At 51.7% G+C, this 12,185-nt stretch carries 14 protein-coding genes; 8 read left to right on the top strand and 6 right to left on the bottom strand.

Going from position 1 to position 12,185, the window contains the following annotated elements; genetic code table 11:
* Nucleotides 1-35 precede the first annotated feature (35 nt).
* From rpmG to radC, 3 genes are all read right to left on the bottom strand, one after another.
* On the bottom strand, nt 36-203 hold the full coding sequence (gene rpmG, locus KP80_RS06255; protein ID WP_003024094.1) for a 50S ribosomal protein L33: 168 nt from the start codon (nt 201-203) through the stop codon (nt 36-38).
* 20 nt (nt 204-223) lie between these two features.
* Complete coding sequence (gene rpmB / locus KP80_RS06250) at nt 224-460, bottom strand: 50S ribosomal protein L28 (protein ID WP_002436699.1); 237 nt, start codon at nt 458-460, stop codon at nt 224-226.
* 265 nt (nt 461-725) lie between these two features.
* On the bottom strand, nt 726-1,391 hold the full coding sequence (radC, locus tag KP80_RS06245; protein ID WP_052282733.1) for a RadC family protein: 666 nt from the start codon (nt 1,389-1,391) through the stop codon (nt 726-728).
* 166 nt (nt 1,392-1,557) lie between these two features.
* Between radC and coaBC the strand changes: the two genes are divergently transcribed.
* The 3 genes from coaBC to slmA all read left to right on the top strand — a co-directional run bounded on the left by coaBC (nt 1,558) and on the right by slmA (nt 3,963).
* A complete protein-coding gene (coaBC, locus tag KP80_RS06240) occupies nt 1,558-2,778 on the top strand; it encodes a bifunctional phosphopantothenoylcysteine decarboxylase/phosphopantothenate--cysteine ligase CoaBC (RefSeq protein WP_052282777.1) in 1,221 nt (406 codons plus the stop codon).
* Complete coding sequence (gene dut, locus KP80_RS06235; protein ID WP_052282732.1) at nt 2,756-3,214, top strand: dUTP diphosphatase; 459 nt, start codon at nt 2,756-2,758, stop codon at nt 3,212-3,214. The genes coaBC and dut overlap by 23 nt, the downstream gene beginning before the upstream one ends.
* 152 nt (nt 3,215-3,366) lie before the next feature.
* Complete coding sequence (slmA, locus tag KP80_RS06230; RefSeq protein ID WP_052282731.1) at nt 3,367-3,963, top strand: nucleoid occlusion factor SlmA; 597 nt, start codon at nt 3,367-3,369, stop codon at nt 3,961-3,963.
* 36 nt (nt 3,964-3,999) lie between these two features.
* On the opposite strand, the gene pyrE is transcribed toward slmA, so the two are convergent.
* Both pyrE and rph read right to left on the bottom strand, forming a co-directional pair.
* On the bottom strand, nt 4,000-4,641 hold the full coding sequence (pyrE, locus tag KP80_RS06225) for an orotate phosphoribosyltransferase (protein ID WP_052282730.1): 642 nt from the start codon (nt 4,639-4,641) through the stop codon (nt 4,000-4,002).
* A 63-nt stretch (nt 4,642-4,704) separates the two neighbouring features.
* Entirely contained in the window at nt 4,705-5,421 is a 717-nt protein-coding gene (gene rph, locus KP80_RS06220) for a ribonuclease PH (RefSeq protein WP_052282729.1), read from the bottom strand.
* 125 nt (nt 5,422-5,546) lie between these two features.
* On the opposite strand from rph, the gene KP80_RS06215 reads away from it, so the two are divergent.
* The 3 genes from KP80_RS06215 to KP80_RS06205 all read left to right on the top strand — a co-directional run bounded on the left by KP80_RS06215 (nt 5,547) and on the right by KP80_RS06205 (nt 9,292).
* The gene (locus tag KP80_RS06215; protein ID WP_052282728.1) at nt 5,547-6,410 is read left to right on the top strand and encodes a YicC/YloC family endoribonuclease; all 864 of its coding nucleotides are present in this window, start codon (nt 5,547-5,549) and stop codon (nt 6,408-6,410) included.
* A gap of 285 nt (nt 6,411-6,695) precedes the next feature.
* Nucleotides 6,696-8,429 carry a phosphoethanolamine transferase CptA gene (locus KP80_RS06210; RefSeq protein WP_052282727.1) on the top strand — a complete coding sequence of 578 codons (1,734 nt, stop codon included), beginning with the start codon at nt 6,696-6,698 and terminating at the stop codon, nt 8,427-8,429.
* A gap of 245 nt (nt 8,430-8,674) precedes the next feature.
* On the top strand, nt 8,675-9,292 hold the full coding sequence (locus KP80_RS06205) for a trimeric intracellular cation channel family protein (RefSeq protein ID WP_052282726.1): 618 nt from the start codon (nt 8,675-8,677) through the stop codon (nt 9,290-9,292).
* Here KP80_RS06205 and ligB read toward each other — a convergent pair.
* The gene (gene ligB / locus KP80_RS06200) at nt 9,289-10,965 is read right to left on the bottom strand and encodes an NAD-dependent DNA ligase LigB (RefSeq protein WP_052282776.1); all 1,677 of its coding nucleotides are present in this window, start codon (nt 10,963-10,965) and stop codon (nt 9,289-9,291) included. The genes KP80_RS06205 and ligB overlap by 4 nt on opposite strands.
* A 255-nt stretch (nt 10,966-11,220) precedes the next feature.
* Between ligB and gmk the strand changes: the two genes are divergently transcribed.
* Together gmk and rpoZ are read left to right on the top strand one after the other, a co-directional pair.
* Nucleotides 11,221-11,844 carry a guanylate kinase gene (gene gmk / locus KP80_RS06195; RefSeq protein ID WP_052282725.1) on the top strand — a complete coding sequence of 208 codons (624 nt, stop codon included), beginning with the start codon at nt 11,221-11,223 and terminating at the stop codon, nt 11,842-11,844.
* A gap of 53 nt (nt 11,845-11,897) precedes the next feature.
* Nucleotides 11,898-12,173: a DNA-directed RNA polymerase subunit omega gene (rpoZ, locus tag KP80_RS06190; RefSeq protein WP_000135058.1), complete on the top strand. Its 276-nt coding sequence runs from the start codon at nt 11,898-11,900 to the stop codon at nt 12,171-12,173.
* Nucleotides 12,174-12,185: the final 12 nt, after the last annotated feature.

Raw genomic sequence — 12,185 nt, 5'->3', positions numbered from 1 at the left:
CCAAGGCGAGGTTTTTTGCTACATCGAAACTGAAATTATTTAATTTTAGCTTCTTTGTACAGTACGTGCTGACGGACAACTGGATCGAACTTTTTCAGTTCCAGTTTTTCCGGCTTAGTACGCTTGTTCTTCGTGGTGGTATAGAAGTGACCAGTACCAGCAGAAGAAACCAGCTTGATTTTCTCACGAATACCTTTAGCCATGATTTATTTCCTCTAAGTACTTAGTACTTTTCGCCACGGGCACGCAGTTCGGACAGAACTGTATCGATGCCTTTTTTATCAATTACACGCATACCTTTAGCAGATACACGCAGGGTGACAAAACGCTTCTCGCTCTCAACCCAGAAACGGTGAGAGTGCAGGTTCGGCAGGAAACGGCGTTTAGTCGCGTTCAGTGCGTGGGAACGGTTGTTACCGGTCACCGGACGCTTGCCAGTAACTTGGCAGACTCGGGACATGTTTATTCTCCAAAAATCAAATTAGCTCGAGCTTCGTATGGGGTATCGGCGCCTCGTCAGGCTTTACAGCCCGGTCATCGCAGTTCTACACGTCATCATTCATGCACCTGGATGCAAGCGAACGAATTAGCGTCTAAGTGAACTCTCGATTGCCAGGCCCAAATGCCAAACCCGAGATTCTCAAAGGTGGCGTAGTATACGCTGCCACGACGTTATGCTCAAGTCCCGAACAGACAAAGATCCCGGTGGATCGCCAGGAAATCCGCTAAATCCAGCCCCGTTCGGCAAAAGAAACATACTCACCACGGCCTATAACCAGATGATCGAGTACGCGTACATCCATGAATTGGCAACATTTTACCACTCTTTCGGTGATAAGTCTGTCTGATTTACTGGGTTCCGCATTTCCCGATGGATGATTATGCGCAAGGATCAGCGCTGCAGCGTTGACTTTGATGGCTTCTCGTACAATTTCACGCGGATGCACCTCAACATGACTCAGCGTACCGGCAAAAAGTCGACTGTGTTTGAGGACTTTGTGTTGGTTATCGAGAAAAATAACTAAAAATACTTCCCTCTCTTCGTCAGCCAGCTGGCTTTGTAAAAACTCACGCGTCATCTCCGGGCTTAACAACGTTTCATCGGCCAATACCCGCAGGCTAAAGTAACGGCGAGCCAGTTCGGCAATACCCTTTAGCTGGGCGAATTTGGCAAGCCCGATACCATCCACCTGCATCATCTCCTCTTCGGAGGCCGAAAGCAGGCCATACAGAGAACCGAAATGCCGCAGCAAATCATGAGAAAAACCCATCACACTCTTTTCACGTGTCCCTGTCCGTAAAAACAGCGCCAGGAGCTCGATATCAGACAACGACCCGATACCGTATCTCTGCATCTTTTCGCGCGGCATGAGTGCCTCTAAGTTCTCCATTTCAGCCCCCTCTCCATCAATGTATCCATGCTGTCACACACTTCTTGATACCGCACTACAGCGATATCACCCTTGCGTAGCGCCTCGCAAAGTGCCGCGCACGACCTCGCCAGGATTGTGATAAAATGCGCGAATTCTGATGTACTCCAAACAGGAAAGAATCATGATGAGCCTGGCCGGTAAGAAAATTGTCCTTGGCGTCAGCGGCGGCATTGCCGCTTACAAAACGCCGGAACTGGTGCGCCGACTGCGAGACCGCGGTGCGGATGTGCGGGTTGCCATGACCGAAGCAGCAAAAGCTTTCATCACCCCACTCAGCCTGCAGGCGGTATCCGGTTACCCGGTTTCTGATAGCCTGCTCGATACCGCAGCCGAAGCGGCAATGGGTCACATTGAGCTGGGAAAATGGGCTGACCTCGTTATCCTCGCGCCCGCCACGGCCGATCTGATTGCTCGTATCACCGCCGGCATGGCGAATGATTTGGTCTCAACCATCTGCCTGGCCACGCCGTCCCCGGTTGCGGTCGTCCCCGCCATGAATCAGCAGATGTACCGTGCAGCAGCCACTCAGCATAATCTTGAGGTACTGGCTTCTCGCAATCTCCTCATCTGGGGCCCCGATAGCGGCAGCCAGGCCTGTGGCGACGTTGGCCCAGGGCGTATGCTCGATCCGCTGACCATTGTGGACCTGGCCGCAGCGCACTTTTCGCCCGTCAAAGATTTGCAACATCTGAATATCATGATTACCGCTGGCCCGACTCGTGAGCCATTGGATCCGGTGCGCTATATCACTAACCACAGCTCCGGGAAAATGGGCTTCGCTATCGCTGAGGCGGCCGCACACCGTGGTGCAAACGTTACGCTGGTTAGCGGCCCGGTATCGCTAGCCACACCGGCCTTTGTACAGCGAATTGATGTCACTACCGCCGAAGAGATGAACGCCGCCGTCCAGGCCCGAGCGGAACAACAACAGATTTTCATCGGCTGTGCGGCTGTTGCCGACTATCGTGCCGCGGTTATTGCTGAAGAAAAAATAAAAAAACAGGACACCCAGGGTGATGAATTCACAATAAAAATGGTGAAAAACCCTGACATCGTCGCGGGCGTTGCGGCACTGAAAAAACATCGTCCGTATGTCGTAGGATTTGCCGCCGAAACAAATAATGTGGAAGAATACGCGCAGCAAAAGCGTAGCCGCAAAAATCTTGATTTGATTTGTGCCAATGACGTATCGCAATCAAATCAAGGCTTTAATAGCGATAACAATGCATTACACCTTTTCTGGCAGGGCGGTGAGAAGCGTTTACCTCTCGCCAGCAAGTTACTCCTGGGCCAACTATTATTGGACGAGATCGTTACCCGTTATGATGAAAAAAATCGACGTTAAGATTCTGGACTCGCGTATTGGACAGCAGTTCCCGCTGCCTACCTATGCCACCGCTGGCTCTGCAGGCCTTGATCTGCGCGCTTGTCTCGATGAAGCCATTGTTTTGGCGCCGGGTGAAACTACCTTACTGCCAACAGGTCTTGCGATTCACATCGCTGACCCGTCTCTGGCGGCCGTCATGCTGCCACGCTCCGGTCTCGGCCATAAGCACGGTATCGTACTGGGCAATCTGGTAGGGCTTATCGATTCCGACTATCAAGGCCAACTGATGGTCTCTATCTGGAACCGTGGGCAAACCACGTTCACCATCGAACCTGGTGAGCGCGTCGCACAGATGGTGTTTGTTCCTGTCGTTCAGGCCGAATTTAATCTGGTCGAATCATTTGAAGCCACCGATCGTGGCGAAGGTGGCTTTGGTCACTCCGGGCGTCAGTAACCCGCTCTAAAGCGCGTCACACGAACGTGGCGCGCTGGCTTTTTACGCATCTCACGGCGTCATAAATGCAAAAAGAACACGGCAAATTATGGTTGTGGTCACCGTGCGGATGCTCGCCTGACAAATGTGTATTTTCAGGGGTATTTTAGAACATGGCAGAAAAGCAAACTGCGAAAAGGAATCGTCGCGAGGAAATACTTCAGTCCCTGGCGTTGATGCTTGAATCCAGCGATGGTAGCCAACGAATCACTACGGCAAAACTGGCGGCTTCCGTAGGCGTTTCCGAAGCTGCGCTGTACCGACATTTCCCGAGCAAGACCCGCATGTTCGATAGCCTTATCGAGTTTATCGAAGATAGCCTGATTACCCGTATCAACTTGATTCTGAAGGATGAGAAGGACACCACCACACGTCTGCGCCTGATTGTTCTGCTGGTTCTCGGTTTTGGCGAACGTAACCCAGGCCTGACCCGCATCCTGACCGGCCATGCGCTGATGTTCGAACAGGATCGTCTTCAGGGGCGTATTAACCAGCTTTTTGAACGTATTGAAGCCCAGCTACGCCAGGTGCTGCGTGAGCGAAAAATGCGTGAAGGAGAAGGTTACGATACCGATGAAACGATACTGGCAAGTCAGCTATTAGCTTTCTGCGAAGGCATGCTGTCGCGCTTTGTCCGTAGCGAATTCAAATATCGTCCCACCGACGACTTTGATGCCCGCTGGCCGCTGATTCTCGCCCAGCTACAATAATTTGTTAAATAGCCCGGTTTACACCGGGCCATTTTTTTACACGCCGTATGCCTCACGGTAGGCGCGTACAGACGCCAGATGTTCCGCCATCTCAGGTTTCTCTTCCAGATAGGCAATCAAGTCTTTCAGCGTAATAATCGAAATCACGTCACAGCCGTAATCACGCTCCACTTCCTGGATGGCAGAAATCTCGCCACGACCTCGTTCCTGACGATCAAGCGAGATCAGCACGCCGGCAAGCTTTGCGCCATTAGCCTGGATAATCTCCATCGACTCACGAATTGCCGTACCGGCGGTAATGACGTCATCCACCAACATGACGCGCCCGGTTAGCGCACTGCCCACCAGATTGCCGCCTTCACCATGGTCTTTGGCCTCTTTACGGTTAAAGCAGTACGGATAATCACGATCGTGATGCTCCGCCAGCGCCACCGCCGTGGTCGTCGCGATAGGAATGCCTTTATACGCGGGGCCAAACAGCAGATCGAAATCAATACCGGAATCCACCAGCGCTTCGGCATAAAAACGGCCTAACAGTGCCAGATCGCGCCCAGTATTAAACAGCCCGGCGTTGAAGAAATAGGGGCTCTTACGCCCGGATTTCAGCGTAAATTCGCCAAACTTAAGTACCTGCTTGTTAAGCGCAAACTCAATAAACTGGCGCTGATACGGTTTCATGGATTCGCTCCTCATCTCACTTTATTACGGACAAAAAAAAGGGCGACAACGTCGCCCTTAAAATCAATTTTCCAACGCCGCCTTCTGCGTCGTGACAATAGATTCGATTCCCCCTCTGGCCAGCGCCAGCAGGGTGAGTAATTCTTCATGGGTGAACGGCTCGCCTTCGGCCGTTCCCTGAACTTCGATGATACGGCCATCTTCGGTCATCACCACGTTCATATCGGTTTCTGCCGCAGAATCTTCGACATATTCCAGGTCACACAGCGCTTCGCCGTTCACAATACCCACAGAAACCGCCGCGACCATCCCTTTCATCGGGTTGGTTTTCAGCTTACCTGCGGCAACCAGTTTGCCCAGCGCATCAGCCAGCGCCACGCAGGCACCGGTAATCGAGGCAGTACGCGTACCGCCATCGGCCTGGATAACATCGCAGTCCAGCGTAATAGTGAACTCACCCAGCGCCTTCAGGTCCACCGCAGCGCGCAGCGCACGAGCGATTAAACGCTGGATTTCCATGGTACGGCCACCCTGTTTGCCTTTCGCCGCTTCACGGGCGTTACGGGTGTGGGTTGCACGTGGCAGCATGCCGTATTCCGCCGTGATCCAACCTTGACCCTGACCTTTCAGGAAACGCGGCACGCCTTCATCGATAGAGGCTGTGCAGAGCACTTTGGTGTCGCCAAATTCGACCAGCACGGAGCCTTCTGCGTGTTTTGTATAATTACGGGTCAGGGTGACGGGACGCACCTGATTGGCACTACGACCGTTTGGACGCATGATAAAATCTCCGGCTTGAAACGAATGTGGCTGCGCATTATACGGATTAACGGCGCTTATGCCTATCCTGATAAGCCCCTGGAGGCTATAATCCCCCCATCTCTCCTTTAAAAACAGGAACGTCTATGATCCGCAGCATGACCGCCTATGCCCGTCGTGAAATCAAGGGCACTTGGGGCAGCGCCGCCTGGGAACTGCGCTCGGTTAACCAGCGTTATCTCGAAACCTATTTCCGTCTGCCGGAGCAATTCCGCAGTCTTGAACCAGTTGTTCGCGAACGCCTGCGCACCCGTCTGACCCGTGGGAAAGTAGAATGTACTTTGCGCTTTGAGGCAGATGCCAGTGCGCAAGGGGAGCTGATCCTTAATGAAAACCTGGCAAAACAGCTAGTAAACGCTGCGAACTGGGTCAAAATGCAAAGCGATGAAGGGGAAATTAATCCCGTCGACATTCTACGCTGGCCGGGCGTGATGGCCGCGAAAGAGCAGGATTTAGATGCCATTGCCGCCGACATTCTTGCCGCCCTCGACGGCACGCTAGACGATTTCATTGTTGCCCGCGAAACCGAAGGCCAGGCACTGAAAACGCTGATTGAACAACGTCTGGAAGGCGTCAGCGGCGAAGTGACTAAAGTCCGCGCACATATGCCAGAAATTCTCCAATGGCAGCGTGAACGCCTGGTTGCCAAGCTGGAAGATGCAGAGGTGCAGTTGGAAAACAATCGCCTTGAGCAAGAACTGGTGCTGATGGCACAGCGTATTGATGTGGCAGAAGAGCTGGATCGTTTAGAAGCACACGTGAAAGAAACCTATAACATCCTGAAGAAAAAAGAGGCCGTTGGCCGCCGTTTGGACTTCATGATGCAGGAATTTAACCGTGAATCGAACACGCTGGCCTCAAAATCGATTAATGCCGACGTCACGAAATCCGCTATTGAGCTCAAGGTATTGATCGAGCAAATGCGCGAGCAGATTCAGAATATCGAGTAATTTTACATTACTCAATGAAGTTACAATGCCCGCGCTTTTGCGGGCATTTTTTAATTCAGGTAGTTTCTTTTCCCCCATCCTCGTTGCATTATTAGCCTGCCTTTTAAAAAGGCGATTATGGAAAAAATGCGATATCACAGAACATTATCCCTTAATTAAATTAAGTTTATGCCCTAACCCTATCGGTGTTGGGCCTATCTGTTTGTGCGCTCTGATATCGAACTAATTATTTCTTAAGTATTGGTAGCTAGACTGGCCGCCTTAACTTCACAATAAGCTAAACATATGCAATTCACCGACTCTCAGACTACTCCAGCCTTTAGCTGGAAAGCCCTTGGCTGGGCCGTATTGTATTTCTGCTTCTTTTCTACCGCATTACAGCTTGTTATCTACCTAACAGGCTACAGCGGCTCCACCGGGCTGCGAGATTCGATTCTCTTTAGCCTGTTATGGCTGGTCCCGGTATTCCTGTTTCCAAAACAAACCCGGATCATCGGTGCCATCATTGGCATTGTGCTGTGGGGAGCATCGCTTGCGGCGATTAGCTATTACGTTATTTACGGGCAGGAGTTCTCGCAAAGCGTTTTATTCGTGATGTTTGAAACAAACACCAACGAAGCGGGTGAGTTCTTTAGTCAGTATTTCAGCCTGAAAATCGTGTTGGTTGCACTGGTTTATACAGCGATCGCCATTGCACTCTGGACGCGCCTACGCCCGGTCTATATTCCTACACCATGGCGCTGGTTGGTCTCCTTCGCCTTGCTGTATGGGCTGATCCTGAATCCGTTGGTGAATGGCATTGTGATTAAGGGCAAGCCGGCTGGCGATGTACTTGACGGCATCTCAACGCGCCTGGCACCTGCCGCACCATGGCAGTTCATCACGGGTTATTATCAGTACCATCATCAGTTAGACAGCCTGACCCGTTTACTCAACGACAACCATGCGCTGCCTCCATTGGCTAACTTGAAGGACAGCACCGGTGACGCACCACGCACGCTGGTTCTGGTGATTGGCGAATCAACGCAGCGTGGCCATATGAGCCTGTACGGCTATCCGCGAGAAACAACGCCAGAACTCGACGCACTGCATAAGTCCGATCCTAACTTCACCGTCTTCAACGATGTTGTGACCTCTCGTCCGTATACCATTGAGATTCTGCAGCAGGCATTGACGTTTGCGAACGAAAAGAATCCCGATCTGTATCTGACCAAGCCATCGCTGATGAATCTGATGAAACAGGCGGGATATAAAACCTTCTGGATCACCAATCAGCAGACGATGACCTCGCGTAACACCATGCTGACGGTATTCTCTAAGCAGACTGACCAGCAGTTCTATATGAACCAACAGCGTACACAGAGCGCACGTGAATATGATTCAAACGTTCTGGCACCGTTTAAACAGGTTCTGGCCGACCCGGCACCGAAGAAGTTTATTATCGTTCACCTGCTGGGAACGCATATTAACTATGAGTACCGCTATCCGGAAAACTGGAATAAATTCTCTGGCAAGACAGACACCATGCCAGCGGGTCTGACCAAGGACGAGCAGGCTACTTATAACAACTATGACAACGCCAACCTCTACAACGACTACGTGGTTTCCAGCCTGATTAAGGACTACAAAGCCACCGACCCTAACGGTTTCCTTCTGTACTTCTCAGATCATGGAGAAGAGGTGTACGACACCCCACCGCATAAAACGCAGGGGCGTAACGAGCAAGAACCCACGCGTCATATGTACACGATTCCATTCTTGCTGTGGACATCGGAAAAATGGCACGAAGCTCATCCGCGTGATTTCTCACAGGATGTAAATCGTAAGTACAGCAGCTCTGAGCTGATTCATACCTGGTCTGATTTGGCTGGATTAAGCTATGACGATTATGATGCCACCCGCGCTCTAACCAGCCCACAGTTTGTCGAATCCACCCGCTGGATTGGCAACCCGTACAATAAAAAAGCGCTAACTGATTACGATACCCTGCCTTACGGCGAACAGACGGGTAATCAATAACTCCCTCAAGCCGCTTCGCTTCGAAGCGGCTTTTTACACCTTGTGCACTCACTTCTTTCGCTATTTATTGATTACATTTTCTAATCATTAAAAAGATCACAAACACGATTAAAACCCATATAGCAGTCACAAAAAGCACCAGCATAAATTAGATTTAATAATCAAAACGGATTTGCCTTAGAAAATTTCAATCGTGACCGAGCGCACAAATCGCTAACCTCCTGCCATTCATACCGGGAGCGAATATGTTACTGCACATCCTTTACCTTATCGGCATCACCGCCGAAGCCATGACCGGCGCGCTGGCTGCCGGGCGTCGCCGCATGGATACTTTTGGCGTCATCATTATTGCTACGGCTACCGCGTTAGGCGGAGGCTCAGTACGCGATATGCTGCTTGGCCACTATCCATTAGGTTGGGTGAAGAACCCGGAATACATCATCATTGTGGTTATCGCCGCGGTGCTGACAACGATTGTCGCTCCGGTGATGCCACATCTGCGACGCCTGTTTCTGGTGCTGGATGCCGTAGGTCTTATCGTCTTCTCCATTATTGGCGCTCAGATTGCGCTGGATATGGGCGAAGGCCCGGTTATCGCGATTATCGCAGCGGTGATCACAGGCGTCTTTGGCGGGATCCTGCGCGACATGTTCTGCAAACGCATCCCATTGGTCTTTCAGAAAGAACTCTACGCAGGCATCTCCTTTGCAGCCGCGGTGCTATACGTAGCCTTACAGCATTACGTCAGCAACCATGATGTAGTCGTCATTTCGACGCTGTTATTCGGCTTCACCGCCCGTATGCTGGCACTGAGACTGAAATTAGGTTTACCGGTCTTCTATTACCGCCACGAAACGCACTAACGAAAGCCGTTAATCTCTAACGCGTGTAGTTGCCTTGTGAGCGAGACAACGACGGGATGATGGATAAACGCCACCAAATGGCGCGCTTTTTCCGGACCCACGCCCGGAAGGTTTTGCCAATGCAGCTCATCACGCGTCTCCAATTGCCCCCAGGAATCGTCGCTGAGTGCTTTCATCGCACCTTCAGGAAGAGGAAGACCCAGCGCTTTTAGCCACAAAGGGAAGGGCTGACGCCGCGCCATCTCAAAACGCTCCCAGATCTGTTGTGCCCGAGACGCGGTAATCCCCGGCGTATCCTGCAGCTGCACAAGTGTTAGCTCAAGCCAGGAAAAAATATGCGGGAAGGAATGCGCCATGATAAGAGCATTCCACATAGCCTCCCCCACCCCATCAATATCAAGTCCCTGCGATGAGCCCAACCAACTTAGACGAGCCAGGAATTGCTCACGGCATTCTGGCGAGCGATAAAAGCAGGTTAGTGAATGATAACGAGGGGCTGGCGGCATGGGCTTGGTTCTATCCAACCCGCGCCAAACAACACTATCAAGACGCGGAATGCCCTGCCCGGCCAGGCTCACCAGAATCTGATCGCCAATCGCAATATCTAGCTTTTGCCAGCGCGAGACTGAACCAATATTCACCCGTTTCACCTGTTTGTCGTCCAGTGTAATAGGCAACAATTCAGCTACGACGGCGATCTTTCCGGTGCGTCCAATACTGAAGCGGATGCCGCTCACTTCCGCAACCTGTGAAACCGGCCGATACTTCCATGCCGCCACCCATGTACCTTGTGCCGGTAGCCAATGCTTGCTGTCAGGTTCTTGCGCGGCACGAATAACCACGCCGTCGCTCGCAAAAGGAAGCGGCGAGGTAAACCAACGTTTACGCCATTCAACTACCTCATCGATTTGCTTAACGGGATAGGAATAGCGCGCGGCAAGATCAAAGCCAGCAGTGGACAACAGCGCCAGCCGCTCCTGCATCATGGCCGGACCATCCGGCCATGCCCAAATAAATACCGAAAGGCGAGAGAGAGTTGAATCATCATTTTGCCGCATCAGCATCCCCGCAACCTGGGAACGCGCATTCATGCCGCCCATTTTTTGCTGAATATGTCCGTCTGCACGCAAAAAGATCTCCCCTTGTAGGACACTGTTGGCCAGAGCCCCATCAACCGTCTGTGGCAGTGATGGAATGTGCTTTACCTTCTGCGTCCAATCTTCTCCAGATAGCCCATCCCCCCGGCTGATAGCTCGCTGTAGGAGCCCGTTCTGATAAACCAGCGTTACCGCGACACCATCCACTTTTGGCTGCACCCACAGATCGCTTTTACCTTGCATCCACTGCTGTACCGCCTGTACATCGGCAAGCTTGCGTACGCCGGTATGCGCAACGGGGTGCCTGATCGCACCTTTCTGCACGGGCAAGCTGGTATTCTCCGTGAGTGTTCTGCCAAAACAACGTTGCCATGCCGCCAGACGTGCAGAAAGCTGGTCGTAAACGCCATCACTAACCTCGCTCATTCCCTGATGCCAGTAGGTCTCATTCCATTTCTCTAGCTGCCCCTGGAGCTGAGCAATTTCCTGCCCGGCGCGCGACAGCGGCCAAACCGGGCAAGTCGCTTGAACGTGTGCCACCAAAAGTAACGCTACGATTATCCACCATCGACTCATCATTTTGCCCCTCCGCTGCGGATAAGCGTTTGTACCGCAGCCATATTGGCGATACGAGGGACAATATTTCGTTGCCCGATCAGGCTTCAGAGAAAAAGAGTTGTTGCAGCAACGCGTGGAGAAATCAGGAAAACAGTGCGCAAATTGAAATAAACTGGCGCAAAAAGTGTGACAAAGGCTACGTCGCGTAGCGGCGCCGTGTATAATAGGCTCGTATGTAAGTTCTCTTTCGATAATCACATACAAAAGACACTCATGGCTCAAGGCACGCTCTATATTGTTTCCGCCCCTAGTGGCGCGGGTAAATCCAGCCTGATTCAGGCTTTATTGAAAACCCAACCGCTGTACGATTCCCAGGTATCTGTTTCACATACCACGCGCGCGCCGCGCCCGGGAGAAGTGCACGGCGAACATTATTTCTTTGTGAATCACGACGAATTCCGCACGATGATTAGCGAAGAGGCATTTCTTGAACACGCTGAAGTCTTTGGTAACTACTACGGCACCTCGCGTAAAGCGATTGAGCAAGTTCTAACGACAGGCGTTGATGTCTTCCTCGATATCGACTGGCAAGGCGCACAGCAGATCCGTAAAAGCATGCCGAGCGCACGCAGTATTTTTATTTTACCGCCGTCCAAAATTGAACTGGACCGCCGCCTGCGCGGCCGCGGTCAGGACAGCGAAGAAGTGATCGCGAAACGTATGGCTCAGGCTGTTGCAGAAATGAGCCATTACGCGGAATATGATTACCTTATCGTCAATGATGATTTCGATACCGCACTGGGCGATCTGAAAACGATCATCCGCGCTGAGCGTCTGCGTATGAGCCGCCAAAAGCAGCGACATGACGCTTTAATCAGCAAATTATTGGCAGACTGAACCCACTTTCAGTATCATGCCCCGTTATTTCTTCACCTGTGGAGCATTAAAGTATGGCACGCGTAACTGTTCAGGACGCTGTAGAGAAAATTGGTAACCGTTTTGACCTGGTACTGGTCGCCGCGCGTCGCGCTCGTCAGATGCAGGTTGGCGGAAAAGATCCGTTAGTACCGGAAGAAAACGATAAAACCACCGTAATCGCACTGCGCGAAATCGAAGAAGGTCTGATCAACAACCAGATCCTCGACGTGCGTGAGCGCCAGGAACAGCAAGAGCAGGAAGCCGCTGAATTACAAGCTGTTACCGCTATTGCTGAAGGTCGTCGTTAATTAGATTGCGGG

Source organism: Kluyvera genomosp. 1 (assembly GCF_001266615.1).
Classification (GTDB): Bacteria; Pseudomonadota; Gammaproteobacteria; order Enterobacterales; family Enterobacteriaceae; genus Kluyvera; species Kluyvera cryocrescens_A.
This window is presented reverse-complemented; position numbering and strand designations above follow the sequence as displayed.

Bases quoted from the DNA above. Each gene is read 5' to 3' on its own strand.
- rpmB (WP_002436699.1), bottom strand. From the start codon at position 460: ATGTCCCGAGTCTGCCAAGTTACTGGCAAGCGTCCGGTGACCGGTAAC.
- slmA (WP_052282731.1), top strand. From the start codon at position 3,367: ATGGCAGAAAAGCAAACTGCGAAAAGGAATCGTCGCGAGGAAATACTT.
- rpmG (WP_003024094.1), bottom strand. From the start codon at position 203: ATGGCTAAAGGTATTCGTGAGAAAATCAAGCTGGTTTCTTCTGCTGGT.
- radC (WP_052282733.1), bottom strand. From the start codon at position 1,391: ATGGAGAACTTAGAGGCACTCATGCCGCGCGAAAAGATGCAGAGATAC.
- dut (WP_052282732.1), top strand. From the start codon at position 2,756: ATGATGAAAAAAATCGACGTTAAGATTCTGGACTCGCGTATTGGACAG.
- ligB (WP_052282776.1), bottom strand. From the start codon at position 10,965: ATGAGTCGATGGTGGATAATCGTAGCGTTACTTTTGGTGGCACACGTT.
- coaBC (WP_052282777.1), top strand. From the start codon at position 1,558: ATGAGCCTGGCCGGTAAGAAAATTGTCCTTGGCGTCAGCGGCGGCATT.
- rpoZ (WP_000135058.1), top strand. From the start codon at position 11,898: ATGGCACGCGTAACTGTTCAGGACGCTGTAGAGAAAATTGGTAACCGT.
- KP80_RS06210 (WP_052282727.1), top strand. From the start codon at position 6,696: ATGCAATTCACCGACTCTCAGACTACTCCAGCCTTTAGCTGGAAAGCC.
- KP80_RS06215 (WP_052282728.1), top strand. From the start codon at position 5,547: ATGATCCGCAGCATGACCGCCTATGCCCGTCGTGAAATCAAGGGCACT.
- rph (WP_052282729.1), bottom strand. From the start codon at position 5,421: ATGCGTCCAAACGGTCGTAGTGCCAATCAGGTGCGTCCCGTCACCCTG.
- gmk (WP_052282725.1), top strand. From the start codon at position 11,221: ATGGCTCAAGGCACGCTCTATATTGTTTCCGCCCCTAGTGGCGCGGGT.
- pyrE (WP_052282730.1), bottom strand. From the start codon at position 4,641: ATGAAACCGTATCAGCGCCAGTTTATTGAGTTTGCGCTTAACAAGCAG.
- KP80_RS06205 (WP_052282726.1), top strand. From the start codon at position 8,675: ATGTTACTGCACATCCTTTACCTTATCGGCATCACCGCCGAAGCCATG.